We start from the raw sequence: 24,555 nt of genomic DNA on the forward strand, positions 1-24,555 counted from the left end.
GGTTGAGGTGCTTCTCTGAATACGCCGGCACAGCTTTCACTGCCACTTTATCTTCCCGATGATGAAACTTTCGCCAGTTTTTATCCGGGCGAGAACCCATCCCTATTAGCCGCGATCCAATCCGCCGTCCGTCAGGAACATGGCAGCTATATCTATTTCTGGTCGCGTGAAGGCGGCGGGCGCAGCCATCTGCTGCATGCGGCCTGCGCCGAGCTTTCGCAGAAAGGCGAAGCGGTGGGCTATGTGCCGCTCGACAAGCGCGCTTACTTCGTGCCTGAAGTGTTGGACGGCATGGAGCAGCTGGCGCTGGTCTGCATCGACAATATCGAATGCATCGCCGGCGACGAAGAGTGGGAGATGGCGATCTTCAACCTCTACAACCGCATCCTGGAAACCGGCCGCACCCGGTTGTTCATCACCGGGGATCGCCCGCCGCGTCAGCTGAACCTGCGTTTGCCGGATCTGGCTTCGCGCCTGGACTGGGGGCAGATCTACAAGCTGCAGCCGCTGTCGGACGAAGAGAAACTGCTGGCGCTGCAGCTGCGCGGCAAACTGCGCGGCTTCGAGCTGCCGGAAGACGTGGGCCGCTTCCTGTTGAAACGGCTGGATCGCGAGATGCGCACGCTGTTTATGACTCTCGATCAGCTCGATCGCGCCTCGATCACCGCCCAGCGCAAGCTGACCATCCCGTTCGTTAAAGAGATCCTGGGGCTGTAACGAGCCATCAAGCCTGTTTTTCTGCATGTTCCAGCAGGGTGCAATAATGCTCAACCTGCTGGCGTTGCCGATCGCTTCGCAGTTGCAAAGCGAGATTGATGTATTCCAGACACTGCGCATTGTCTGCTAGCCGTGGGTCGATTTTCCCCTGCTGTGCCAACCAGGCCGCCACGTCAGCCCAGCGCCACAGCGGTGAGGCGCCGCCGAGCCGTTGAATGGGGGAAGGGAAGCCGCCGGGGCCGCGAGTCCCGTCTTTTAGCATGGCGATCGCCTGACGTGACAGTTCAGTGAGCTCGGCAATATCGCTTAACCCTACCAGGCTGGAGTCCACCGATATCACCTTGGCGCCAATAATTGCAGACTCGATATCGCTGATGGCGCTGCAAATCGCGTGCGCAAAGTTATCGCTTTCTCGATCGAATTCCAGGTAAACGGCTTTACCGTAGAAACAGATCAGCGCGTCATCGCATCCCGCCGCATACAGCGCATCCTCCAGCCCGGCGGTATCGGCAGTGACCCCGCCCAGCGTCAATGCGAAATGATAAAGCGTCATGGTGATTCTCCGGTTATTTTTTCTGCGACAGGCCAGGCAGTGATCGACCTTGCGCCGAATCTGTTTGGCATGTACCTCTGGGTTTTTTGGCGTGCTCCAGATGCTCATCATATGTTCTTGGTGCCCGACAAAGGCGCAATGTAGCCGACCAAATGCGTGCCCCTTGCTGGGCCGAAAATACCAACCCTGAGAAAGGGCGTAAGCTAATGCCGCCTGAATGTGCTTGTCTGGGTGTTTTTTCATCGCTCGTCCAGTGATGCGCTCAGGGTAGGTGGGGTGTTGACGATTGTCAACGGCTGTTTCACCGAGAGATTTGGCGTTTGCGCAGCATAGCAGTAGAAGAAGACTGGGATGATGAAAAGTATTTATATAACAAACAATTAAAAATAGCCCTGTTCAGGGCTATTGGTATTTTGCGGTTCAATAACAGACTTTCCGGACGATTACAAAATCTCCAGCACCTGCTCCGGCGGTCGGCCGATGCGCGCCTTGCTGCCTTTTACCACGATCGGGCGTTCGATCAGTTTCGGGTTCGTCGTCATTGCCGCCAGCAGTTGCTCTTCGCTCAGGCTGTCGTCCGCCAGCTTCAATTCCTTGTACAGATCTTCTTTTTTGCGCATCAGCTCGCGCGCGGATGTGAAGCCCAGTTCCTTCAACAGCTTTTTCAGCTCATCGACCGTAGGGGGCGTTTCGAGGTACAGCACCACCTTGGGATCGACGCCGTGCTGTTCCAGCAGCGCCAGGGTTTCACGGCTCTTGGAGCAGCGTGGGTTGTGGTAAATCGTGACGTTTTTCATGGCGTTCATTCCTTGTTGAATCAGCTGCGTTGGTATTGGCGGAAGCGCTGTTGCAGTTGGCGCAGCTGGTCGATGCGCGCATCGTAGCGCGCCTGTTTTAGGCTGCCGAGTTTTTGCAACGAGCTGGCATTGCTGAGCAGGCCGATGGCTTGATCGAGCCGGCCGTTCAGCGCCAGGCTTTCGGCACGGGCCGACAGCTCTTCATCGCGCAGCCCTTGTGCGGCGCTGGCCTGCGCCAGCAGATCCCAGCCGTTCGGATCGTCCGGATGGGCAAAGGTGTAGCGGTTCAGGATCTTCGACGCCTGCGCCGGCTGGTTGCCTTCGACATAGGCGTTGGCCAGGTTGAGCTGCAGCACCGGATTGTTGCTTTGGGCGGCGTTGGCCGCCTGCAGGCGGGCGATGGCCTGCGGCGCGCGTTTCTGGCCGAGATCGATGTCGGTCATCAGGTCGATCAGCCAGACGTTTTTCGCATCCTGCGCCAGCATCGGTTGAATGATATTGCGCGCGTCGTCGTATTTTTTCGCTTCATAGAACAGGATGGCGCGGCCGTATTTGGCGGCCGCCTGTTCGCGCACGTTGCCCTTGCTGAGCGAGCCGAGCAGTTCTTCGTTCAGGCCATAGCCTTCCGAACTGTACATGCCCAGTGCGCGCACTTTGGCCATCAGGTAATCCTGCGAGGACTGCACGATGTGTTTCGGCATCTGGTTGGCGCGGTTGCGTGCGTCGGAGAGGCGGCTGTCCGGCAACGGGTGCGTTAGCAGCATTTCCGGCGGTTTGGAGGCGTAGCGCGACTGATCCGAGAGTTTCTGCAGGAAGTCGGGCATCGCTTCCGGATCGAAACCGGCGCGCTGCAGCACCTGAATGCCGATGCGATCGGCTTCCTGTTCGTTCGATTGGGTAAAGCTGATCATGCCTTGCTGGGTGCCGGCCATGGTGCCGCTCAGCGCCGCCATGCCCATGGTCGGGTTGGCCATCGCCAGCAGGATGGAACCAAGCGCGCCCACCCAGGTCAACGGGGCGTTGCGCTGCTGATCTTCCATGGCGCGCGCTAGGTGGCGCTGGGTGACGTGCGAGATTTCGTGCGCTAGCACCGAAGCCAGCTGGCTTTCGTTGTCGCTGACGCGGAACAGGGCGGAATGCAGCACCACGTTGCCGCCGAAGAAGGCGAAGGCGTTGATTTCGTCGTTGCGCACCAGATAGAAATGGAACGGCGTGCGCACCGAATAGGCGCTGGCCACCAGCCGGTTGCCCAGCTGATTGATGTATTGGATTAGCAGCGGATCGTTGATCAGCGGGGCGCTGGCGCGCAGTTGGCGCACGTAAAAATCGCCCATCGCCAGTTCTTGTCCGATGCTCAGGGTGCCGCCGGCGGAGGTGCCCATATCCGGCAACTGGTCCTGGCTTTCCGCCTGTGCTGGCGCCAGGGCGGTGGCGTTCAGCGTGCCGAGCAGCAGCACCGCTAACGCGGTTTTGGTCAACCGGTTGGTCATAGTCAGGCGTTTCCCTTAAATAATCATTTCTAAGACGTCAGCAGCAGACAAGAGTTCTTTATTCCCACGGCGCAATCCGCGTGAAAGTGCGGCGGCTCACAAACCGCGGCGGCGGTGCCCATCACATCATAGTCAGCCGTTGGCAACAAGGAAACGTTAGCCGGGCGCGAATCGGGCAAAAAAGTTTTATTTTTCATTTCGAAGGGCGTTTTCTGCGTCGCCGGTGGCCTGCATTGTCAATAAAACGCGGACAAAATTGATCCGCGTTTTATTGACAAGATAAACGCAGACTCATATAGTCTGCGTTATTGAAGATTCATTGACGGTTGAAAACGGACATATGGCGTACATCACAACCAGCGTTGAATATGGCATCCACTGCCTGCTGTGGCTGGTCGGCGATAACCAGCGGGCGCTCAGCAGCCGCGAACTCGCCGAGCTGCAAGGGATCTCACCCAGCTTTCTGGCCAAGATTTTCCCCAAGCTGGAAAAGGCGGGGATCGTCGCCGCCAGCGAAGGGGTGCGCGGCGGCTACCGGCTGGCCCGCCCGGCGGACGAGATCAGCTTTCTGGCGATCATCGACGCTATCGAGGGGCACAAGCCGCTGTTCGATTGCCAGGAGGTGCGCGGGCGCTGCGCGGTGTTCGATGACTCCCCGCCGGATTGGGCGGTCTCCGGCAAATGCGCTATCCATGCGGTGATGCTGCAGGCGGAGAAGGCGATGCGCGATGCGCTGGCGGCGCAGACTCTCGGCGCCGTCGCCGCCCGTTTTGGCCGCAAAGCGCCGCAAGGCTTCTTCGGCGAGGTCAACCTCTGGCTCGACGAGCGCATGACGGAACGCACCGCGCGCAGCGGCAAAACGGCGCGCGCCAAGACCTAACCACCGCCTTTCCTTAAAACGAAACACACTTTTTCCCGCCTCTTCGGAAGGGGCGGGCGGGCCTTCTGCACCCTGTTACGGGAGCGGGACGGCATCGTTCATCCGAAAAAACTGCGGGCAGCCTTGTCGCCCGGTTAACCCTGTATGAAGGAGTCATCCCATGACGCAGAAAATAGTGATTGCCGGTTCCGGTTTTGCCGGTTTTTGGGCCGCCGTGTCCGCCATGCGCGCCATTACCCTTGCCGGTAAGCATGACGATATCGAGGTGCTCATGGTTTCACCGACGCCAACCGTTACCATCCGGCCACGCCTGTATGAAGCCGTGCTGGAAAACATGAACCCGGACATTTCCGCGCAGCTCGCCGTCGTCGGTGTGCGCCACCTGGCCGGGATGGTAGAGCGTATCGATGCCGCTGCTAAAACGCTCACGGTGGCGCAGGCGACGGGGGAACCCCTTGAGTTGGCCTACGATCGTTTGGTGTGGGCCACCGGCAGCCGGCTGTCCGTGCCTGCGGTGCCGGGCTTTGCCGAATACGGCTTCAACGTCGATACGCTGGAAAGCGCACAGCGTTTGGGCGCCCATATCAACGCGCTGGCGGCCAAACCCTCGACGCCGGCGCGCAACACCGCCGTGGTGGTGGGCGCGGGGCTGACCGGGCTGGAGAGCGCGGCGGAGATGCCGCAGCGGCTACGCGATGCGCTGGGCAAAGACGAGAACGTGCGCGTGGTGATCGTCGATACCGCCCCGGAAGTGGGCGCCGGGATGGGGGCGGAGCCGGGGGCGGTGATACGCCAGGCGTTGGCGGAGTGCGGCGTGGAAGCGCGGGCCGGCCTGCGCGTCTCGGCCATCGACGCCGAGGGGGTGATGCTGTCGAACGGTGAGCGCATCGCCGCCAACACGGTGATCCTGGCGGCGGGCGTGCGAGCGCATCCGCTGACCGAGCAGATCCCCGGCGAGCACGACGGCAGCGGCCGGGTGATCGGCGACGCCTTCCTGCGCGCGCCGGCGGCGGCGGGCATTTTCGTGACCGGCGATACGGTGAAGGCGGCGACAGACGATCTCGGTAACCACAACCTGATGACCTGCCAGCATGCGCTGAGCCTTGGCCGCGTGGCCGGCCACAATGCGGCGGCGGAGCTGACGGGCTTGCCGGCGCACCCTTACAGCCAGCCGAAGTATGTGACCTGTCTGGATCTGGGCCCCTGGGGCGCGCTGTATACCGAAGGCTGGGAGCGCCAGGTGCGCTTTACCCGTGAGGAAGGCAAAAAGATTAAGCAGGAGATCAACACGCAGTGGATTTACCCACCGGCGGCGGATCGCGAGGCGCTGTTTGCCGTCGCCAATCCGGATTTCGTGATTGTGCCTTAAAGAAAAGAGAAAACGGGAGCGGTAACGCTCCCGTCGTCATTTGCCCAGCGGCAGGAACGAGCGCTCCGGCACCACGGTTTTCATCACCAGCGTGGAGCTCAGGCGCTGCACGCCCGGCAGAGCGGAGAGTTTCTCGTCGTAAAGCTGCTGGAAGGCGGGCAGATCGCGGGCGATCACGTGCAGCAGATAGTCGGGATCGCCAAACAGCCGCTGTGCCTGCACCACCTGCGGAATGTCCACCATGGCGTTTTCGAAGGTTTCAACGGCGCGGCGATCGCCTTCGCGCATGGTGACGAACACCAGGGCGGAAAAGTTATAGCCGAGGCTGCCGGGGTCGAGCTGGGCGCGGTAACCCCTGATCACCCCGGACTCCTCTAATGCCCGCACCCGGCGGTGGCAGGGAGACACGCTCAAACCGATCCGCTCGGCCAGCTCGGTTACCGACAAACGGCCATCGACCTGCAGTTCAGCAAGAATCTTGCGATCAATCTTATCCATTTGGAAAAATTTCCCTGCTTATGCCGATTTCAGGCAAGTAATTGAAAGCACATTTTAACGCCTTGAGGATATTCTTGCCATCTGTTGAACGGTTTTGACGGCCACCGCGGCAGGCGGAGGCCGTTCTTCTTCCACGAGGAAAGGCAATGGTTCTCTGTTTGGTGTGGCGTGGCGCGTCTGAGAGGGCGCCGGCATGACGCTCGCTCTGTTCGCCGCTTTTTGGGCGGTGTCGATTTTGTTGGTGATCACGCCGGGTATGGATTGGGCCTATGTGATCTCGGCGGGCATTCGCGGCCGGGTGGTGGTGCCCGCCGTCGCCGGCTTGCTGTTCGGCCATCTGCTGATGATTGCGATTGTGGTGGCGGGCGTCGGCGCGCTGCTGGTCGGCAACCCGCTGGCGCTGACGGCGCTCACCCTGTTGGGGGCGGCTTATCTGTTGTGGATCGGTTTCAACATGCTGCTGCACCCGCCAGTGCCCGGCGCCGGTGAAGATCAGCTTTCCGATTCCTGGCTGCGCTGGGCCGGCAAGGGCGTGTGCGTCAGCGGCTTGAACCCCAAGGTGTTTCTGCTGTTTCTGGCGCTGCTGCCGCAGTTTACCGACGCCCGAGCCGAATGGTCGGTGCCGATGCAGATGCTGGCGTTGGGCGTCGTGCATTTGATCAGCTGCGGCCTGGTGTATCTGCTGGTGGGATTCGGTTCGCAGTCGGTACTGCGCACGCGCCCGCAGGCTGCGAAGATAGTGGGGCGCATCTCCGGCGCGGCGATGATCGTCATCGCGCTCGGGCTGCTGGCCGAGCAGGCCCTGAAATAGCATTACCGTCGATAGATGTCCGGCCGGGCGATCTGCCAGACAAAGTCGGGGTGGTTGATGGCCGAATAGCCCACTTTCTCATAGAGCCAGGGGGCGGTGCTGGTGACCAGCATGATTCGCCTCAGCTTCGCCATCAGCGGATGGGCCTGGCAGCATTCCGCCAGCCACAGGCCCAGCCCGCTTTTTTGATGCGTCTCCAACACGTACACGTCGCACAGATAGCCGAAAGTGGCGTAATCGGTGACCAGCCGGGCGAAACCGATCTGCCTGGCCTCGTGATACAAACCGAAGCACAGGCTGTGGGTGAGGGACTGGCGGACGGTTTCTTTATCGATTCCCTCCGCCCATGACGAACGGGTCAGAAAAGCGTGGATGGCATCGAGATCAAGCAGGGCGGGATCGGTGCTGACGAGATAGTCCGCACGCTGCCAGACAAGTGGGGCAGGGGTTGTCATGATGATTCTTCTCCTGTGAAAGCGTTCAGGTCAGGGCCGCCGTTCAGGCGTGCAGTTCGGCGACCGTCATGGTGAAAATCAGCGTGTCTTCGCCCTCGTTGGCGTACCGGTGCGGGCCGTCCGTTCTGGCGACCGCCGAACAGCCCGGCGCAATTCTGAGCTTGGTTTGTTCGACGGCAAGGCTTAAGACGCCTTGCTCAACGTGCAGCAGCTCAAACGTGCCCGTCGGGTGGCCGCCCGATGCATAGGATTCCCCGGGCGCCATTTCCCACCGCCACAGTTCTATCATGTTCGGGCCTTGGGTGCCCGCCAGCAAACGGGCCGAACCGCCGCTATCGCCATGCCACAGCGTGGGAATATCTTGGCTTTCAATCAGGTAGGCGGCGGGCGCGCGGGTGACGTTGACGATGTCCGCCACCGAGAGACCCAGCGCCGCCGCGAGCTTGCACAGGATGGCGATGCTGGGATTGGCGGCGCCTTTCTCGATCTCCACCAGCATGCCCTTGCTGACGCCCGCCCGGCGCGACAGTTCGTCCAGCGATAGCTTTTGGCTTTTTCTCTGTTGCTTGATGCGATGTGACACCGCTTCGCTGACGGTTTGCACGTCGGCGCCAAACTCGGTCGGTCTGTTGACTTTTTTGTTCATCGGTCAATATTATGCAATAAAATGGTCAATATAGGATTATTTAATGATTTTAGTCGATCCGTCAATCGATCCGGCCGTCGCTGCGTTGGCACCCGGTTTCCGGGCGTTGAGCATTACCGCGGTTGCGGCTCCCATAGCCCATCCGGACGTGGGGGCGTTAGCGTTGGCGCAAGCCTGTCGCGCCCTCGGCGAGGAAGACGCACCCTGGGCAGAGGCGCATCTCACGGCCTGGCGCGAGGTTTTCATGCAGTTTGGCGCCAAACCCAAGCGTACGCCCTGTTCCGCCGACGCCCTGCGCAAGCGCGCGCTGCGCGACGGCACGATGCCCAGCATCGATCCGGTCGTCGATCTCTATAACGCCGTCAGCATCCGTTATGCGGTGCCGGTGGGGGGCGAGAATATCGCGGCCTATGTCGGCGAGCCGCGGCTGATCGTCGCGGATGGCAGCGAACTGTTCGATACCGTCAAGGAGGGGGCGGTGATCCATGAATCGCCGGAGGTGGGCGAAGTTGTTTGGTGCGACGATCGCGGCGTGACCTGCCGCCGCTGGAACTGGCGCCAGGGGGTCAGAACCCGGTTGAGCGCCGAGGCCGAGCGGATGTGGTTCATCCTGGAGAGCCTGCCGGCGATGCCGTTGGCGGCGCTGCACGAGGCGGGCGACGAATTGATTGCCGGTTTACGGCAAATGATGCCCGGCGTCACGGTAGAGCAACGGCTCATCGGCTGCGCCTCGTAACGGGTGTCAGCACTGGCGGCGGACCAAACCGGTGATCAAATCCAGCGCGTCGTCCGCCGCCGCGATTTCGCTTTCGCTGAGCGCTTGCCGTTCGATGAAGCTCTCGATCGCTTCCAACAGGGAGAAGACGCTGATTTCATCCCCTATCTTCACGACTTCGCAAACGCCACGCCCGATCGCCAGACAGATGGCTTCATCAAATTCACACGGTTTGCTGTTCATCTTTCCCCCTACGGCGTTTGGGATGATATCGGCCATGCTACCGGTTTTTTCCCGACGGCTGTCTGACGAAAATCCCATTTTTTCGTTGATGCTAACTGGCGCACGACCGCGGGCATTGGCGAAATTCTGATTTCCTCACCGTGGTCAAATTTCCCTTGTGACCACCGTGCCGGCGCGGTATTGTCGCCAAATGACGACAATACCGCCTCATTGTCCGCATAAAAATTCATGACGTTATCATCCCTTCATCCCGCTGCCGTGCGGGATTTTTTTATGAGGTTTATCTCAAAGTGCGGATAACCTCGACGCGATCGCTTGCCATGCTCTGAGAATAATCCTAGCTTGAAATAGTCATTTAGGGTTAGCAATCCCTCATGACCTCCTTGTAACACTTGATGCACCAGAACGTTTTCTCCCCCGCTGCGGCGGGGGTTTTTAATGACGTGCATCAGAAAAGGCCGCAACGCAAGAACCGACAGAGTTCGTGACGATAACCAGTTTAAGTATCAGGGGACGGGACTATGAAAAATGATCTGGCGGCGGCGATCGCGATTGGCTGTGTGTTGTTGTTCGCATTGGCAGTCGGTTCGCCCCTTTCTATCGGTACCTCGCTGTAATCTTCCGCGGCCCCGTTCGGGGCCGCTCACCGAACCTGTCGCCGCGTCTGCGGATTTTTGCGCCGATCGCCTGCCCGCGCGATAAAATCAGCCAAATCGCTGTTGATGTATGGTGAACTTTGAGTACTCTGAGTGCTTTGCACACCTCGCGTGCGCCCGTTCTATCTATGCTTTAATCAGGCCCATCACAGGAATCGCCATGCCCGCCCGCCAAATCTCGAGGAGCCCGCTCTGATGCTGGAGATGTTATTACAGTGGTACCGCCGCCGCTTCACCGATCCGCAGGCTATCGCGCTGCTGGTGATCCTGGTCGCCGGGTTCCTCATTCTCTATTTTCTGCACGGCATTCTGACCCCGTTGCTGGTCGCCATCGTGCTGGCGTACCTGCTGGAGTGGCCGACCGCGCGCCTGCAGCGCATCGGCTGTTCGCGCACCTGGGCGGCGAGCATCATGCTGTTGGTGTTCGCGGGCGTTGCCATGCTGCTGGTGTTTGTCGTCGCGCCGACCGCTTGGCAGCAGGGCATCAATCTGATGAGCGATCTGCCGGGCATGCTCAACCAGTTCTATAACTTCGCCGCGACGCTGCCGAAGCGTTATCCAGCGCTGGTGGATGCCGGCATCATCGACATGATGGCGGAAAACCTGCGCAGTCGGCTGTCCGGCATGGGCGAATCGGTGGTGAAATTCTCGCTGGCGTCGCTGGTCGGCCTGCTGACGTTGGCTATCTACCTGATCCTGGTGCCGATGATGATGTTCTTCCTGCTGAAGGACAAAGATCAACTGTTGAACGCGGTGCGCCGCGTGCTGCCGCGCAATCGCGGCCTGGCGGGGCAGGTCTGGAACGAAATGAATCAGCAGATCACCAACTATATCCGCGGCAAGGTGCTGGAGATGGTGATTGTCGGTGTGGCGACCTACCTGGTGTTCGCCGTGCTGGACATGCGCTACTCGCTGCTGCTGGCGGTGCTGGTGGGCTTTTCGGTGCTGATCCCCTACATCGGCGCGGTGCTGGTCACCATACCGGTGGTGGTGGTGGCGCTGTTCCAGTGGGGCGTCGGCGCCGATTTCTGGACGCTGATCGTCGCCTATCTGGTGGTACAGGGGTTGGACGGCAACCTGTTGGTGCCCATTTTGTTCTCCGAAGCGGTCAACCTGCATCCGCTAGTGATTATCCTGGCGGTGATCGTGTTCGGCGGGATGTGGGGCTTTTGGGGCGTGTTTTTCGCCATACCGCTGGCGACGCTGGTGAAGGCGGTGATTCACGCCTGGCCCGATGAACTGCGGGTCGAGGTGGAAGACAAGGCCGGCTGACAGGGAAGAAACGAAGCGCAGCAGGCCGCTGCGCTTCGTGAGAATTACTGCTGCAGGTAGCTCAGAACGATGTCGTGGTGATTGGTGGTTTTGAAATCATCAAACACTTTTTCAATCTTGCCGTTGGCGTCGATCAGGAAGCTGATGCGGTGAATACCGTCGTAGGTCTTGCCCATGAAGGTTTTCTCGCCCCACACGCCAAACTGTTGCGATACCTGATGATCTTCATCAGACAACAGCGTGAAGTTGAGCAGCTCCTTTTCGGCGAAGCGCGACAGTTTTTCCGGTTTGTCGGTGCTGATGCCCAGCACTTCGACGCCGACCTTTTTCAATTCGTCCATGTTGTCCCGCAGGCCGCAGGCTTGCACGGTGCAGCCCGGCGTCATCGCCTTCGGATAGAAATAGACCAATACTCGCTGTCCCTGGAAGTCGGCCAAATTAATTTCCTCACCGTCCTGGTCAGGCAAACTAAATTTCGGCGCTGTGTCACCGGCTTTCAATGGGCTCATCACTACTCTCCATCTTTCTCATCATGCTGTGGATAGTTCACCACGCTAATACTGCCTTGCGCGTTCAATTCTGTACATAGGCGATGGAAGGCTTGCTCAATATTTGAGGCATCCCGATCGCCGGAGCTGTGGGCGGTGATTTGGATATACAGCTGCGGTGGCAGGTCGCCGTCCGCCGGCTGCGTGCGCGAGACCAGCTCGGCGATATTCATCTGGCTGGAGTCGAACAAATCGGTAAAGCGTTCGATGATATGCGGCGAGTCCTTGACTTCCACCTGCACCCATACCGTGGCCGGCATCGGCGGCCTTTCGTGCGAGTTTGTGCGCTTCATCACGATCAGCAGATCCAGCTCCGCGCCTTTTTGCGGCAGGGTGGATTCGATCAGGGTGATGGCGTTCCAGCTGCCGGACAGCAGCATGATGAACGTGAACTCCTCCCCCAGCATGGCCAGACGGCTATCTTCGATATTGCATCCGCAACTGCTGACGTGGCGGGTGATGGTATTGACAATTCCGGGGCGGTCGGCGCCGAGCGCGGTAATCACGAGATAGTGTTCGTCTGACTGAGGCAAAATAGCGCTTCCTGTCGTGCTTAATGGGGTTACCATGGTAAACATAAAAAAAACCGCCTGCCAAGCGCTTACAACGCGGTTGTGCGCTTGCTTTTGGATAGGCAGCAAAAGTACCATGAGTGACTTGTTTGTGGAGGGGACGGCCAATGTTTACGGGAAGTATTGTTGCACTGGTTACGCCGATGGACGACAAAGGTGCTGTCGATCGCGCGAGCCTGAAAAAATTGATCGATTATCATGTAGCCAGTGGCACCGCGGCGATCGTTTCCGTAGGGACCACCGGCGAGTCCGCAACGCTTGCCCATGACGAGCACGTTGACGTGGTGCTGCAGACGCTGGAGCTGGCCGACGGCCGCATCCCGGTGATCGCCGGCACTGGCGCCAACGCTACCGCCGAAGCCATCGCGCTCACCACCCGCTTCGCCAACACCGGCGTGGTGGGGTGTCTGACGGTGACGCCGTACTACAATAAGCCGACGCAGGAAGGGCTGTATCAGCACTTCAAGGCGATCGCCGAGAGCACCGAGCTGCCGCAGATCCTGTACAACGTGCCTTCGCGCACCGGTTGCGACATGCTGCCGCCGACCATCGCTCGGCTGGCGAAAATCAAGAATATTGTTGCTGTAAAAGAAGCGACGGGGAACTTAAGTCGCGTTAGTCAGATCCAAGTGCTGGTTGACGATGAAGATTTCATTTTGCTGAGCGGCGACGACGCCAGCGGGCTGGACTTCATGCAACTGGGCGGCAAAGGGGTGATTTCCGTGACGGCCAACGTGGCCGCGCGCGAGATGGCGGAACTTTGCGCGCTGGCGGCGCAGGGCAAGTTTGCCGAAGCGCGCCGCTTAAATCAGCGCTTGATGCCGTTGCATCAGGATCTATTTGTAGAAGCAAACCCAATTCCGGTGAAGTGGGCCTGTAAGGCGTTGGGATTGATGGCAACCGATACGCTGCGTCTGCCGATGACGCCGTTGAGTGAAACCGCCCGCCCGGTGGTGGAGCGCGCGCTGAAAAGCGTCGGTTTGCTGTAACTCTAAGGGAAATTTGATGGCTTATTCATTGCAAAAGTCGACGGTAGCAAAAGTAGTGGGCATCTCTTTGGTGATGATGCTGGCAGCCTGCAGCAGCGATCAGCGCTATAAGCGCCAGGTCAGCGGCGACGAGGCCTACCTCGACGCGGCTCCGCTCAAGGCGCTGAACGCGCCGTCCGGCATGATCCTGCCGGTGCAGAGCGGCAACTATGACGTTCCTGCCACGAAGCTGCAAGGCAACGTCGGCAAGCAACTGGACATTCGTCCGCCGGTGCAGCCGTTGGCGCTGCTGAGCGGTTCGCGCGCGCAATACGCCGGCGACAGCGGCACGCTGCTGCTGGAAAACAGCCCGCAGAACCAGAACCTGTGGTCGCGCGTCGTCAGCCTGCTGCAGGCGAAGAACATCGCGATCGCTTCCCGCCAGGACGCCGGTCAGACCCTGACCACCGACTGGGTGAAGTGGAACCGTCTGGACGAAGACAACCAGTACGAAGGCCGTTATCAGATCAGCGTGCAGCAGCAGGGCTACCAGCAGGCGCTGGTGGTGAAAAGCGTTGGCCTGCAGCAGCAGGGCAAGAGCGAGCAGGTGACCGACCAATCAGAGATTCAGCGCTACAACGGCATGATGATCAACACCCTGATCGAAGGCCTGGACAAGCAGGACAACCTGGCGAGCAGCCAGACCGCCAGCCGCTTCGGCGCACTGGACGTGCAGAGCGGCGCCGATGACACCGGCCTGCCGATGCTGGTCGTGCGTGGCCCGTACACCGTTGTGTGGGATCGCCTGCCGCCGGCGCTCGAAAAACTGGGGATGAAAGTGGGTGACCGCAGCCGTCCGCAGGGCACCGTCGCCGTGACCTACAAGTCCCTGAGCAGCAGCGATTGGGATGCGTTGGGCGTTAAGGATCCTGAACTGGCGGAAGGGGATTACAAGTTGCAGGTCGGCGATCTCAACAACCGCACCAGCCTGCAATTCATCGATCCGAAAGGCAAACCGCTCACCCAGTCGAAAAACGATGCACTGGTGGCGGCATTCCAGTCTGCCTTCAGTAAAACCAGCGTTAACTAATCAAAAAGGGGCCTCGGCCCCTTTTTGTTTTGTCTATACGGTATCGTTTGCGTCGCAGGTTTGGCACAATAGTGTCCGGCACGCCAAAGAATTCATTAGGTCAATTCTATACCCCCTAATTTCGGGCCGCGCTCGGGAGACAACGGGGATACATCACTGGAGTAAGTAAGATGCAAAAGCTAGCTGAGCTGTATCGCGGAAAGGCAAAAACCGTTTACACCACCGAGAATCCCGATCTGTTGGTGTTGGAGTTCCGCAACGATACGTCAGCACTGGATGGTCAGCGCATTGAGCAGTTCGATCGCAAAGGCATGGTGAACAACAAGTTCAACCATTTCATCATGAGCAAACTGGAAGAAGCCGGCATCCCGACCCAGATGGAGCGTCTGCTGTCCGACAACGAAGTGCTGGTGAAGAAGCTGGACATGGTGCCGGTGGAATGCGTGATCCGCAACCGCGCCGCCGGTTCGCTGGTGAAGCGTCTGGGCATCGAAGAAGGTCTGGTGCTGAACCCGCCGCTGTTCGATCTGTTCCTGAAAAACGACGCCATGCACGATCCGATGGTGAACGAATCCTACTGCGAAACCTTCGGCTGGGTGAGCAAGGAACATCTGGCGCGCATGCGCGACCTGAGCTACCGCGCCAACGAGGTCTTGACCCAGCTGTTCGATGACGCCGGCCTGATCCTAGTCGACTTCAAGCTGGAGTTCGGCCTGTTCAACGGCGAAGTGGTGCTGGGTGATGAGTTTTCGCCGGACGGCAGCCGCCTGTGGGACAAAAACACCCTGGACAAGATGGACAAAGACCGTTTCCGTCAAAGCCTGGGCGGCCTGATCGAAGCCTACGAAGAAGTGGCGCGCCGCATCGGCGTGAAGCTCGACTAAGCGTTGGCACCGCCATTCGGGGCGATCCGGCCGGATCGTCCCGCTATTCTGCGTTTTTCCAGAAAATTTCTACATTTCCTCCGCGGCAGACCATTTATAATGATGGATGCGAGATGACTAAAACCTATCCCACTCAGGCTTGAAGCTGCCTTTGCGCTTACGATCGCGGTGCAACTTCAACGAGCAGGGGAAATATCTGGAGTGTATTTATGCGTTGGCAAGGGCGTCGGGAAAGTGACAATGTTGAGGATCGTCGCGGGCAATCTTCAGGTTTGGGCGGTGGTGGCGGCGGCTTCCGTGTGCCGCGCGGCAAGGGCGGCATTGTCATTCTGGTGGTGGTGTTGGTGGCCGGCTATTACGGTATCGATCTGTCGCCGCTATTGAACGGCGGTAACGTCGCACCGCAGGGTCAACAGCAGAGCGCCAACATCAGCCCGAAAGACGATGAATTGGCCAAATTTACCTCGGTGGTGCTGGCCTCAACCGAGGATAACTGGAAAGAGATTTTCCAGCGCATGGGCAAAACCTATCAACCGCCGAAGCTGGTGATGTATCGCGGGGTGACGCGCACCAGCTGCGGCACCGGTCAGGCGGCTATGGGGCCGTTCTACTGCCCGGGTGACAGAACGGTGTATATCGATTTGTCTTTCTACCAGGATATGAAAACCAAGCTGGGCGCCGGCGGTGATTTCGCTCAGGCCTATGTGGTGGCGCACGAAGTCGGCCACCACGTGCAGAACCTGTTGGGCATCGAGCCGAAGGTCCGCCAGATGCAGCAGGGCGCCAGCCAGGCGGAAGTAAACCGCCTGTCGGTGAAAATGGAGCTGCAGGCGGACTGCTTTGCCGGCGTGTGGGGCAAATACGCTGAGAAGCAGCAGATGCTGGAAGAGGGCGACCTGCAGGCGGCGCTGAACGCTGCACAGGCGATTGGCGACGATCGGTTGCAGCAGCAGAGCCAGGGCCGCGTTGTGCCGGACAGCTTCACTCACGGCACCTCGCAGCAGCGCTATACCTGGTTTAAACAGGGCTTCGACAGCGGCGATCCCAATACCTGCAACACCTTTGCATCCCGTTAACGCCTCAAGTGCCGGAGCCTGACTCCGGCATTTTTTTCGGATTGAGACACAGCGTTATGTTACAGGCAGCGCAACAACTTATGCGGCGGCAGGGCATCCGACGCCTGCTGGTGCTCAGCGGTGAACCTGACTGGTGCCGCGAACAGGCGCAGCGGCTGGCGGCTACGTTGCCAGGCGACTGGCCGTGGGTCGGGGAAAATCCGCCGCCCGGCGAGGTGGCTTTAGCAAGCGGCGCGATGCGCCAATTGCTGGGGCAGGAGCGGCTGCACGCGGTGTTCGACGCCGGTCACTCGCTGGACGTAGAGGCGCTGGCGGCGTTGAGTGGCGCCTTGCGCGCCGGCAGCTGGCTGCTGCTGTTGACGCCCCCCTGGCGACAATGGCCTCAGCAGCCGGACGGCGACAGCCTGCGCTGGAGCGATTGTCCGCAGCCGATCACCACTCCGCATTTCATTCATCATCTGCAGCAGCATCTGGCCGATGACAGCGAAGTGACGATCTGGCGGCAGGATGAGCCCCTGACGCTGGCTGCGCTGCCGGCGCGTGAAGGATGGCAGCCGCCGGATGGCCGCCCGACCGAGGAACAACAGGCGATCTTGACGGCGCTGCTGCAGGCCGAGTCCGGCGTGTGGGTGCTGACCGCCGCCCGTGGCCGCGGCAAATCGACGTTGGCGGGTATGCTGGTGGCGCAGTCGCCGCTGACCTGCTGGATCACCGGGCCGAGCCGCGCCGCCACTGAGGTGGCCGGGGAATGGGCGCAGGGGCGCGCGCAGTTTTGGGCGCCCGATGCCTTGCTGGCGCAGTGTCGTGAGGGTGACGTCAGCGCCGTGGGGTGGCTGCTGGTGGATGAGGCGGCGGCGATCCCCGCGCCACTGTTGCAGCAGTTGATCGGTTATTTTCCTCGTGTGCTGTTGACCACCACGGTGCAGGGCTATGAAGGCACCGGCCGCGGTTTTCTGCTGAAGTTTTGCGCCGGGCTGCCGTCCTATCAGGCGCTGAGCCTGCAACAGCCGATGCGTTGGGCACAGGGGGACGCGTTGGAACGGATAACGGACAATGCGCTGTTGTTCAACGAGCTGCCCGCCTGGCCGGCGGACGGCCAGGCGATCGATTACAGCCAGGCGGAGCAGCGTGAACTGTGCGCCGATCCGCAGCGGCTGGCGCGTTTCTATGCTCTGCTGAGCAGCGCGCATTACCGCACCTCGCCGCTGGATTTGCGCAGGTTGATGGATGCGCCAGGCATGCATTTCGGGCTGGCGCAGGCCGAACAGGAGGTGGTGGGCGCCGTGTGGCTGGTGGACGAAGGCGGCTTGAGCGCCGAGTTGGCGCACGACGTGTGGGCCGGCCGCCGCCGACCGCGCGGCAACCTGGTGGCGCAGTCGCTGGCGGCGCATGGCGGCCAGTGGTGGGCGCCGATGCTGCGGTCACGGCGCATTACCCGCATCGCGACGCTGCCTGCGTTGCGGCGGCAGGGTATCGCGCGTCAGCTGGTCGAGCGGCAACGCTGCCAGGCTCAGGGTCTGGACTTCCTGTCGGTCAGCTTCGGCTATACCGAGCCGCTGTGGCGCTTTTGGCAATCCTGCGGTTTCGAGCTGGTGCGCATCGGCAGCAAGCCGGAGGCCAGCAGCGGCTGCTATACCGCGATGGCTATCTTGCCCCTGAGCGAGCAAGGGGAGGCGCTGCGGCATGCGGCGCACAAGCACCTGGCGCGTGACTGGCCCTGGCTGCGGCAGCGTATCGAGCTTACGCTGGCGATCCCGGGCGACGACGGCGATACGTCGCTCGGCGAAGAGGACTGGCGCGAGCTGGCCGGGTTCGCTTTCGCCCATCGGCCGCTGGAGGCCAGCCTGGGGGCATTGCAGCGTTTGCTGTTGGCCAGCAGTCTGCCGCTGTCCGCGCTGCGCGGCCATCTGCAGCGGCGGCAATCCCCGGCGGCCTGCGTGGAGCAGGCGGGCGTAAGCGGCCAGAAAGCCTTGCTGCGCTACTGGCGGCACGAAACGGCGCAGGCGCTGGAACAGCTGAATGCGCAGCACTGCCGCTACTGGCGCGACTGGGCGCAGTCGTTGCAATAAATTGAATAACTCGCTCAATAAAACCCGATTTTCCCGATTTCTCAATGGCGTATAGTCACTGTCAGCGGTGCGGCGGCGACTGTCGCCGCACCAGGTCTGGTTACAACTAAGGAGTCATCGATGAAACATGAGCATTTCGTTGTCCAAAGCCCGGCGACCCCGGCGGCGCAGCTGATCTTGCTGTTTCACGGTGTCGGCGACAACCCGGTGGCGATGGGGGAGATCGGCAGCTACTTCGCCAAAGACTTTCCTCAGGCACAGGTGGTGAGCATCGGTGGCCCCGAAGCGTTCGGCAACGGTGCAGGGCGTCAGTGGTTTTCGGTGCAGGACGTGACCGAAGAGAACCGCGCGGCCCGCATCGCAGACGTGATGCCGCAGTTTGTGGCCGTGGTGCGTCATTGGCAGCAGTTGAGCGGCGTAGGCTATGCCGGCACGGCGCTGGTGGGGTTCTCGCAGGGGGCGATCATGGCGCTGGAAGCGTTGAAAGCAGAAACCCGGCTGGCCGGGCGCGTGGTCGCGTTCAGCGGGCGTTTCGCGCAACTGCCTGAGCGGGCTTTCGGCGACAGCGTGGTGCATTTGATCCACGGTGAAGAGGATGCGGTGATCGCGGTGCAACACGCTCACGCGGCGGCGGAGGCGTTGCGGACCAACGGCGCCGATTTCACGCTGGACGTGGAGGAAAACGTCGGGCACGCAATCAACCAGGGCATGATGAACGCCGCGTTGGAAAGGCTGCATTATTATGTGCCGCAGCGCTACTGGGACGAAGCCTTGTCCGGCAAGCGCGGCGAGCTGATCGCCTTTCGCTAAAAATTCAGGGCGCCGATGAGCGCCCTGATGTCATTTCTTTTTCGGCCAGTCGTCTTCGTCATCCCACTGGGCATTGTTGTCGCGGTGCGGCGGTATCTCCGGCTTGTTGGCCAAATAGCTTTTAACGTCGACGCGGCGCAGTTCCTTGATGCCGCTGACGACCATCCCCACCAGAACCAGCAGGATAATCCACCAGTAATCAGCTAACCATTGCATAGCTACTCCTTTCCTTCACTGCGTATAAAACGCGAAAAAATCGAGGGCAGATGGCGTTCGAGCCATTCGGCACCGGCGACCTCCTTATCATGCCAGGCCGCCAGCAACAGCGCCGGGGTCAGCAAATGTTCGGCCTCTTGTGCCAGCGGCCGGTAGCTCAGATGCCACGGCTCCACCGCCACGCCGCCGCAGTCTTCGGTAAAGGGGCGGTAGAAACCGAATTCGGCCATATGCGCGGTCAGCCACTGGTTGAGCGGCGCAAAGTAACCGCCTTCCTCATATTCCCACGGCTCCAGCTGCAGCTTTTGCCCTTCCGGCAACAGCGACGGATCGTACACGTCCAGATCGCTGCCCCAGTGATGGCGGCTGGCGCCCGGCAGGGCCGACCAGCGCAGGATCGCCTCACAGCGCTCGGCGGCCGATAGCGTCGCGACGTCGATCGGGCGGCTGTCCTTATCTAATACTGGCCGCTGGCCGCAGAATTTGCCATTCCAAATCGCCAACTGGCGGTCGAAATCGCGGAAGGTGCTGGCGGGCTGGAGATCGAATCCCGCCTCATGCGCCGCCTGCTGCATCGCCAGGAAGGCGTTGACCGCCTGCGGCTGCAGGCGGTGGTTCCCGCTCAGCGGCGCGAGGTGTTCGGTTGAGCGGCCGGTGAGCATCTCTGCGTTGATCATGCGACCAATTGCTCCATGATGCGTTGATACATGCGGCTCAGCAGCTGCAGATCCGCGGCGTTGACACATTCGTTGACCTTGTGGATGGTGGCGTTGACCGGCCCCAGTTCCACCACCTGCGCGCCCATCTGCGCGATGAAGCGGCCGTCGGAGGTGCCGCCGGTGGTCAGCAACTGCGGCGTCAATTCAGAATAGTGCTCGACCGCGTTGACCACTGCATCCACCAGCGCGCCGCGCGAGGTGAGGAACGGTTGACCGGACAGCCGCCATTCGATGCTGTAATTCAACTGATGGCGTTCCAGCAGCTCTTCCACGCGCTGCTTGATCATCGCGTCGGTCAGTTCGGTGCTGAAACGGAAGTTGAACTGCACGTAGAGATCGCCCGGGATCACGTTGTTGCTGCCGGTGCCGGCCTGCACGTTGGCGATCTGCATACTGGTCGGCGGGAAGAACTCGTTGCCGCGATCCCATTCGATCGCAACCAGTTCATTCAGTGCCGGCATGGCGCGGTGCACCGGATTGTCCGCCAGATGCGGATAGGCAACGTGCCCCTGTACGCCGTGGATATGCAGGTTGGCGGTGATGGAGCCACGACGGCCGTTTTTCACCACGTCGCCGACGTGCTCGGTGCTGGACGGCTCGCCGACCAGGCAGTAATCCAGCCGCTCGTTGCGCGCCATCAGCGCTTCGACCACTTTAACCGTGCCGTGAGTGGCGCTGGCTTCTTCATCCGAAGTGATCAGGAATGCCAGACGACCCCGGTGATTCGGGTTGGCGGCGACAAAGCGTTCCGCGGCCACCACCATCGCGGCCAATGAGCCTTTCATGTCCGCCGCGCCGCGGCCATAGAGCATGCCGTCACGGATTGCCGGTTCAAACGGCGGGTTGTCCCAGCGTTTTTCATCACCGGTCGGCACCACGTCGGTGTGCCCGGCAAACGCCAGGGTTTGCCCTTCACCGCGCCAGGCCCAGAAGTTTTGGGTATCTTCGAAGTCCATTGCTTCGACGGTGAAGCCGATCGCCTGCAGGCGATCGATCATCAGCTGCTGGCAGCCTTCGTCATTCGGGCTGAGGGAAGGGCGTTTGATCAACTGCTGGGCCAGTTCGATAACCGGGCAAGTCATACGGCAACCTCGGTGATAAATTGTTGGTAAGTGTCGGCGTTAAAACCGAGCAGGGCGTGGCCGTTGCCGTCGTCCAGCAGCGGACGTTTAATGATTGCCGGCTGCGCCAACATCAGCGCGATGGCGGCGTCGGCATTATCACAGGCGTTGCGCTGCGCTTCATCCAGCTTGCGCCAGGTGGTACCGCGGGTATTGAGCAGCGGCTCCCAACCCAGCTGCGCGACGAAACCGCGCAGTTGCTGTTCGGTCAGGCCGTCGGCGCGGTAGTCGTGAAAATGATAGGCTATGCCCTGATCTTCCAGCCAGCGGCGGGCTTTTTTGATGGTGTCGCAGTTTTTGATGCCGTACATCGTCAGCGTTGTCTGTTGCGGTTTATTTGCCATGGCGTAAAGCTACCTGTCTCGTCGAGTCGATACTGAGCGGCGGGCGCGGTCTTAGGCCTTCTCGCCGCCCGGCGATAGCAGAGATAATGCCAGTAAAGCGGCGGCGAGATCCAGACAACGATGCGCGCGAGAGACGATTGGGCGCCAGGGAGAGAGAGGTTGGCAAAGCGATGAAACGGCGACCTTCGCCAGCGGTGCTTTTAAAAGACGCCGGCGAACGCATTCAGCCGCCAATGCGGAGCTGGGGGGCGGTCACTACTCTTTATTGATTCTTATGTTTAAACGATCGGTCAAACACCGTACGCGGGTAATATGCAACAGCGGTTTTATCCTGCTGGCGCCGAGCTTTTTCATTATTCGCGACTTGTAATGATTGGCGGTTTTATTTCTGATATTCATGGCATTGCTGATATCGGCCAGCGATTTTCCCGTCGACCACTCCGAAAGGAAAAGGGACTCGCGCTGGGAGAGTTGCGGCGGTTCGGTATAGTGACTGTAACGCTTATATAAGTCACCGATCAGGTGGCTGAAGCGGCTCAATGATATAAGGTTTGATAATATAATGGTCTTATTGTCGACAATCACCACCTCATGCAGGCAGTCGGTGATAATGATTATTTTGTAGGTATTGGGGTTGGCATATTCATCGCGGTAACGTGCTTCAAAATTGGCGATAGTGACATCGATAAAGCAGACCCTTTTACGGCTAAAGCCGGCCGGCGCGCGTTTTTCCGCCCATGTTTGGTTAATGAGTTGTCGAATGCCGACGGTGGTATAGGCACACTCGCTGAAAATATCAATTTCCATTTTATTATAGTCCTTTACTTTCTATTTCCCGGTGAGGATTGATATCTTAAAACATAAAAAAAGAAATAATCTAAATAATTTCATGTTGAACTTATCTTGCACCGCAAACGAATGAGCGTTATCTGGGCGCGAGCTTTGAAGGGAAGGTTATATACTAGCATGATTTATAAAGAGTAAATCTTTTTTTCAACTGAATTTTTAAGCAAGGTAAGGCTAATAGAATAGACATCTTCTATTAATACCTCGGTAATTGAAAGGAATTAACATAGATATTGGCTATCAAAATTATCAAAACGATCGTTTTTGACGATCATTAAATGACGGAAGATTGCGTTTAACGAGTTAAAAACTAAGATTTTTCTTGGTTTTATCACGATGAGAAGCTTTACTTGGATCGACAGTAAAGTCGGCGCTGAAGTCATGCGAAAATTAACGTGGAAATTGAGACAAAGATAATTCTAAACAAAGAAAATGCGATGTTTTAAGCTGTGAGCAGAGTGCGAACGTGGATGATTGATACGGAGAGCTGGCGTGAAAGAATGTCATATCGAAATTTCCGATCGGGTAACGCAGGAAATAACGTCCTGTATCGCGGAGGGGTTGGACCGTTTTAATGATCAACATATCGGCTACGGCGATCGTCTGCCGTTGGCCGTGGTGGTAAAAGATCCCGATAGTGGGGAGGTTCTCGGGGGGATTACCGGGCGCTCATCATTAGGGCTGCTGTTTCTCGATCTCTTTTATCTGCCGGAAGCGTTGCGCGGGGCGGGGCTGGGCAGCGAATTGTTGCGCCGTTTCGAGCAGGAAGGCCGCCGGCGCGGTTGCCTTTCCGCCGTGTTGTACACCATCAGCTTTCAGGCGCCGGACTTTTATCAACGACATGGCTGGCAGCGTATGGGGGAGGTGGCGTGCCTGCCGCCGGGGACCTGCCGTATCTTTATGAGCAAAACCTTGTAATGCGCGATTAACGTACGTAGCCTCCCTGTTGCAAACGCCGCAGGGCGGCGCCCTCAGCGAACACCATGCCGGTGGTCAAATCGTGAAAGCCGTACTTTTTATAGAAGGCCAGTTTTTCCGGCACCGAATAGATGAAAATCTTGCCGAGCGGCGCCAGATCTTGCATCACCCGGTCCATCAACCTGCGCCCCAACCCCTGTCCCTGAAAGCGCGGATCGATCGCCACGTCGGCCAGGTAGGCAACCGAGGTCAAATCGCTGATGGCATGTGCGGTGGCGATCAGCTCATCGCCGATAAACCCCCAATAGCAAAACTGGCTGTGTTGGTAAACGCGTTGCAGCGTATGCGGATCGCGTTCGCCCAGCCCGGCGGCCTGCAGCAATTCACACAGCCGCTGCCAGTCGATGGCGCGGCGGCTCATATCGGTGATGATTTCCATGGTTTTCCTCTAATCAATATGATTGAGATCGGCGGCATAGTGCCGAATGGCGCGCTGATAGCCGCGGATACCGGGGTCTGACGAGGTGTCCGCCAGCAACAACAACAGATCGGCCACGGCGCGTTTATTTTCACCCAGGTTGTACAGCGTCATGGCGCGAAACAGCATTAGTTCGTTGGCCTGCGGGAATTCGGTCAGGCCATCGTCGAAAGCGCGCAGCGAAGCCGGGTATTTCCCCAGGGCGCGGTAAGTGCTGCCGAGGCCCAGCCAGGCTTCACGGCGCTGGGCGGGCGGCAAATCGCGAGCCAATGCCGCGAGGTAGCAGGGAATGGCCTGTTGCTCCAGGCCCTGAACGTCATACAGGCAGGCCAACTGAAAGTGTAACATCGCCGCTTCCGGCTCGGCCGCCAGTTGCCGTAACGCCAGCGCAGTCGCTTCCTGATAGCGGCCCTGCGTTTTCAACTGCGAGAGAGACAAAGAAGTGGACATGCTCTGCGCTCCATTGGCGTATTTTTATACCTTTTACACGCTACCGTGGAGAAATTGATATCACAAGGGAATAGCTGTACTGCACATTGATCAGATAAATACGAAAATGTGCGCTAAGCCCGATTTCCGGGCCCGGCATCGTTCCCGTTTCCCTTCACATGGTCAAAAAACAAGCGTAGAATCCGCTTCGTCAAATAATTGAGGTTGTAAAGTATTATGGTTGATCGTGAATTAGGAAACTGGAAAGACTTCATTGATGAGATGTTGGGCAACTGACACAGCGTTGAAGCAGATGGCAAGGTTGAGTCATTGGAACGTCACTGAAACACCTTGGGAACGAGATT

General features: G+C 59.3%; 30 protein-coding genes and 1 pseudogene. 14 read left to right on the forward strand and 17 right to left on the reverse strand.

Features of this window, described 5'->3' with window-relative positions:
* Nucleotides 1-15: 15 nt before the first annotated feature.
* Nucleotides 16-717: a DnaA inactivator Hda gene (hda, locus tag ACJ8HA_RS17380; RefSeq protein ID WP_025159568.1), complete on the forward strand. Its 702-nt coding sequence runs from the start codon at nucleotides 16-18 to the stop codon at nucleotides 715-717.
* Nucleotides 718-724: 7 nt separating this feature from the next.
* On the opposite strand, the gene ACJ8HA_RS17385 is transcribed toward hda, so the two are convergent.
* From ACJ8HA_RS17385 to ACJ8HA_RS17400, 4 genes and pseudogenes are all read right to left on the reverse strand, one after another.
* Entirely contained in the window at nucleotides 725-1,270 is a 546-nt protein-coding gene (locus ACJ8HA_RS17385) for a helix-turn-helix transcriptional regulator (RefSeq protein WP_197813368.1), read from the reverse strand.
* Between the two features lie 36 nt (nucleotides 1,271-1,306).
* Nucleotides 1,307-1,513: pseudogene (locus ACJ8HA_RS17390) on the reverse strand (hypothetical protein); the annotation flags it as partial.
* A gap of 200 nt (nucleotides 1,514-1,713) precedes the next feature.
* On the reverse strand, nucleotides 1,714-2,067 hold the full coding sequence (gene arsC / locus ACJ8HA_RS17395) for an arsenate reductase (glutaredoxin) (protein ID WP_049296087.1): 354 nt from the start codon (nucleotides 2,065-2,067) through the stop codon (nucleotides 1,714-1,716).
* Between the two features lie 20 nt (nucleotides 2,068-2,087).
* A complete protein-coding gene (locus tag ACJ8HA_RS17400) occupies nucleotides 2,088-3,557 on the reverse strand; it encodes a beta-barrel assembly-enhancing protease (RefSeq protein WP_025303839.1) in 1,470 nt (489 codons plus the stop codon).
* A gap of 340 nt (nucleotides 3,558-3,897) precedes the next feature.
* Here ACJ8HA_RS17400 and ACJ8HA_RS17405 point away from each other — a divergent pair, with 340 nt between their 5' ends.
* Together ACJ8HA_RS17405 and ACJ8HA_RS17410 are read left to right on the forward strand one after the other, a co-directional pair.
* Complete coding sequence (locus tag ACJ8HA_RS17405) at nucleotides 3,898-4,437, forward strand: RrF2 family transcriptional regulator (RefSeq protein WP_025303838.1); 540 nt, start codon at nucleotides 3,898-3,900, stop codon at nucleotides 4,435-4,437.
* 160 nt (nucleotides 4,438-4,597) lie between these two features.
* Nucleotides 4,598-5,806 (forward strand): NAD(P)/FAD-dependent oxidoreductase, encoded by a 1,209-nt coding sequence (locus ACJ8HA_RS17410; protein ID WP_060448085.1) that lies wholly within the window; start codon nucleotides 4,598-4,600, stop codon nucleotides 5,804-5,806.
* Between the two features lie 36 nt (nucleotides 5,807-5,842).
* Here ACJ8HA_RS17410 and ACJ8HA_RS17415 read toward each other — a convergent pair whose 3' ends face one another.
* Entirely contained in the window at nucleotides 5,843-6,304 is a 462-nt protein-coding gene (locus ACJ8HA_RS17415) for an Lrp/AsnC family transcriptional regulator (protein WP_019452433.1), read from the reverse strand.
* Between the two features lie 193 nt (nucleotides 6,305-6,497).
* Between ACJ8HA_RS17415 and ACJ8HA_RS17420 the strand changes: the two genes are divergently transcribed.
* Nucleotides 6,498-7,115 carry a LysE family transporter gene (locus ACJ8HA_RS17420; RefSeq protein WP_197813370.1) on the forward strand — a complete coding sequence of 206 codons (618 nt, stop codon included), beginning with the start codon at nucleotides 6,498-6,500 and terminating at the stop codon, nucleotides 7,113-7,115.
* Nucleotides 7,116-7,117: 2 nt separating this feature from the next.
* Here the strand turns inward: ACJ8HA_RS17420 and ACJ8HA_RS17425 are convergent, their stop codons facing one another.
* Together ACJ8HA_RS17425 and ACJ8HA_RS17430 are read right to left on the reverse strand one after the other, a co-directional pair.
* Complete coding sequence (locus ACJ8HA_RS17425) at nucleotides 7,118-7,570, reverse strand: GNAT family N-acetyltransferase (protein ID WP_025303835.1); 453 nt, start codon at nucleotides 7,568-7,570, stop codon at nucleotides 7,118-7,120.
* 43 nt (nucleotides 7,571-7,613) lie between these two features.
* Entirely contained in the window at nucleotides 7,614-8,216 is a 603-nt protein-coding gene (locus ACJ8HA_RS17430; protein ID WP_043140438.1) for a helix-turn-helix domain-containing protein, read from the reverse strand.
* 43 nt (nucleotides 8,217-8,259) lie between these two features.
* On the opposite strand from ACJ8HA_RS17430, the gene ACJ8HA_RS17435 reads away from it, so the two are divergent.
* Nucleotides 8,260-8,952, forward strand: a complete 693-nt coding sequence (locus ACJ8HA_RS17435; protein WP_025303833.1) for a B3/B4 domain-containing protein — start codon at nucleotides 8,260-8,262, stop codon at nucleotides 8,950-8,952.
* A 6-nt stretch (nucleotides 8,953-8,958) separates the two neighbouring features.
* On the opposite strand, the gene ACJ8HA_RS17440 is transcribed toward ACJ8HA_RS17435, so the two are convergent.
* Nucleotides 8,959-9,174 (reverse strand): hypothetical protein, encoded by a 216-nt coding sequence (locus ACJ8HA_RS17440; RefSeq protein WP_025303832.1) that lies wholly within the window; start codon nucleotides 9,172-9,174, stop codon nucleotides 8,959-8,961.
* Nucleotides 9,175-10,025: 851 nt separating this feature from the next.
* Between ACJ8HA_RS17440 and ACJ8HA_RS17445 the strand changes: the two genes are divergently transcribed.
* The gene (locus ACJ8HA_RS17445) at nucleotides 10,026-11,102 is read left to right on the forward strand and encodes an AI-2E family transporter (protein ID WP_025303831.1); all 1,077 of its coding nucleotides are present in this window, start codon (nucleotides 10,026-10,028) and stop codon (nucleotides 11,100-11,102) included.
* A 44-nt stretch (nucleotides 11,103-11,146) separates the two neighbouring features.
* Here the strand turns inward: ACJ8HA_RS17445 and bcp are convergent, their stop codons facing one another.
* Both bcp and ACJ8HA_RS17455 read right to left on the reverse strand, forming a co-directional pair.
* Entirely contained in the window at nucleotides 11,147-11,611 is a 465-nt protein-coding gene (bcp, locus tag ACJ8HA_RS17450) for a thioredoxin-dependent thiol peroxidase (RefSeq protein ID WP_025303830.1), read from the reverse strand.
* Between the two features lie 2 nt (nucleotides 11,612-11,613).
* Nucleotides 11,614-12,219, reverse strand: a complete 606-nt coding sequence (locus ACJ8HA_RS17455; RefSeq protein ID WP_369783268.1) for a glycine cleavage system transcriptional repressor — start codon at nucleotides 12,217-12,219, stop codon at nucleotides 11,614-11,616.
* A 110-nt stretch (nucleotides 12,220-12,329) separates the two neighbouring features.
* Between ACJ8HA_RS17455 and dapA the strand changes: the two genes are divergently transcribed.
* From dapA to ypfH, 6 genes are all read left to right on the forward strand, one after another.
* Complete coding sequence (gene dapA, locus ACJ8HA_RS17460) at nucleotides 12,330-13,211, forward strand: 4-hydroxy-tetrahydrodipicolinate synthase (protein ID WP_033644005.1); 882 nt, start codon at nucleotides 12,330-12,332, stop codon at nucleotides 13,209-13,211.
* A 16-nt stretch (nucleotides 13,212-13,227) separates the two neighbouring features.
* Complete coding sequence (gene bamC / locus ACJ8HA_RS17465) at nucleotides 13,228-14,280, forward strand: outer membrane protein assembly factor BamC (protein WP_025303828.1); 1,053 nt, start codon at nucleotides 13,228-13,230, stop codon at nucleotides 14,278-14,280.
* Between the two features lie 170 nt (nucleotides 14,281-14,450).
* On the forward strand, nucleotides 14,451-15,164 hold the full coding sequence (gene purC, locus ACJ8HA_RS17470) for a phosphoribosylaminoimidazolesuccinocarboxamide synthase (protein WP_043140423.1): 714 nt from the start codon (nucleotides 14,451-14,453) through the stop codon (nucleotides 15,162-15,164).
* A 209-nt stretch (nucleotides 15,165-15,373) separates the two neighbouring features.
* A complete protein-coding gene (gene ypfJ / locus ACJ8HA_RS17475) occupies nucleotides 15,374-16,240 on the forward strand; it encodes a KPN_02809 family neutral zinc metallopeptidase (protein WP_043140420.1) in 867 nt (288 codons plus the stop codon).
* Nucleotides 16,241-16,296: 56 nt separating this feature from the next.
* Entirely contained in the window at nucleotides 16,297-18,309 is a 2,013-nt protein-coding gene (locus ACJ8HA_RS17480) for a GNAT family N-acetyltransferase (protein WP_197813372.1), read from the forward strand.
* 120 nt (nucleotides 18,310-18,429) lie between these two features.
* The gene (ypfH, locus tag ACJ8HA_RS17485) at nucleotides 18,430-19,119 is read left to right on the forward strand and encodes an esterase (protein WP_043140413.1); all 690 of its coding nucleotides are present in this window, start codon (nucleotides 18,430-18,432) and stop codon (nucleotides 19,117-19,119) included.
* A 30-nt stretch (nucleotides 19,120-19,149) separates the two neighbouring features.
* Here ypfH and ACJ8HA_RS17490 read toward each other — a convergent pair whose 3' ends face one another.
* The 5 genes from ACJ8HA_RS17490 to ACJ8HA_RS17510 all read right to left on the reverse strand — a co-directional run bounded on the left by ACJ8HA_RS17490 (nucleotide 19,150) and on the right by ACJ8HA_RS17510 (nucleotide 22,326).
* Nucleotides 19,150-19,335: a YpfN family protein gene (locus ACJ8HA_RS17490; RefSeq protein ID WP_004941720.1), complete on the reverse strand. Its 186-nt coding sequence runs from the start codon at nucleotides 19,333-19,335 to the stop codon at nucleotides 19,150-19,152.
* A 2-nt stretch (nucleotides 19,336-19,337) separates the two neighbouring features.
* A complete protein-coding gene (locus ACJ8HA_RS17495; RefSeq protein ID WP_025303824.1) occupies nucleotides 19,338-20,012 on the reverse strand; it encodes a M15 family metallopeptidase in 675 nt (224 codons plus the stop codon).
* Complete coding sequence (gene dapE / locus ACJ8HA_RS17500) at nucleotides 20,009-21,136, reverse strand: succinyl-diaminopimelate desuccinylase (RefSeq protein ID WP_442515418.1); 1,128 nt, start codon at nucleotides 21,134-21,136, stop codon at nucleotides 20,009-20,011. Before dapE ends, ACJ8HA_RS17495 begins: the two co-directional genes overlap by 4 nt.
* Complete coding sequence (locus ACJ8HA_RS17505; RefSeq protein ID WP_025303822.1) at nucleotides 21,133-21,519, reverse strand: ArsC family reductase; 387 nt, start codon at nucleotides 21,517-21,519, stop codon at nucleotides 21,133-21,135. Before ACJ8HA_RS17505 ends, dapE begins: the two co-directional genes overlap by 4 nt.
* A 255-nt stretch (nucleotides 21,520-21,774) precedes the next feature.
* Entirely contained in the window at nucleotides 21,775-22,326 is a 552-nt protein-coding gene (locus ACJ8HA_RS17510) for a LuxR C-terminal-related transcriptional regulator (RefSeq protein WP_089181196.1), read from the reverse strand.
* A gap of 531 nt (nucleotides 22,327-22,857) precedes the next feature.
* Here ACJ8HA_RS17510 and ACJ8HA_RS17515 point away from each other — a divergent pair.
* Entirely contained in the window at nucleotides 22,858-23,283 is a 426-nt protein-coding gene (locus tag ACJ8HA_RS17515; protein ID WP_025303820.1) for a GNAT family N-acetyltransferase, read from the forward strand.
* 7 nt (nucleotides 23,284-23,290) lie between these two features.
* Here the strand turns inward: ACJ8HA_RS17515 and ACJ8HA_RS17520 are convergent, their stop codons facing one another.
* Nucleotides 23,291-23,722 carry a GNAT family N-acetyltransferase gene (locus ACJ8HA_RS17520; RefSeq protein WP_025303819.1) on the reverse strand — a complete coding sequence of 144 codons (432 nt, stop codon included), beginning with the start codon at nucleotides 23,720-23,722 and terminating at the stop codon, nucleotides 23,291-23,293.
* A gap of 9 nt (nucleotides 23,723-23,731) precedes the next feature.
* Entirely contained in the window at nucleotides 23,732-24,211 is a 480-nt protein-coding gene (locus tag ACJ8HA_RS17525) for a tetratricopeptide repeat protein (RefSeq protein ID WP_049204814.1), read from the reverse strand.
* A gap of 216 nt (nucleotides 24,212-24,427) precedes the next feature.
* On the opposite strand from ACJ8HA_RS17525, the gene ypfM reads away from it, so the two are divergent.
* Nucleotides 24,428-24,487, forward strand: coding sequence for a protein YpfM (gene ypfM / locus ACJ8HA_RS17530; protein WP_100396732.1), 60 nt, complete (start codon nucleotides 24,428-24,430; stop codon nucleotides 24,485-24,487).
* The last annotated feature ends 68 nt before the right edge of the window (nucleotides 24,488-24,555 follow it).

It is taken from the genome of Serratia sp. CY33802, assembly GCF_052169095.1.
GTDB lineage: Bacteria > Pseudomonadota > Gammaproteobacteria > Enterobacterales > Enterobacteriaceae > Serratia > Serratia bockelmannii.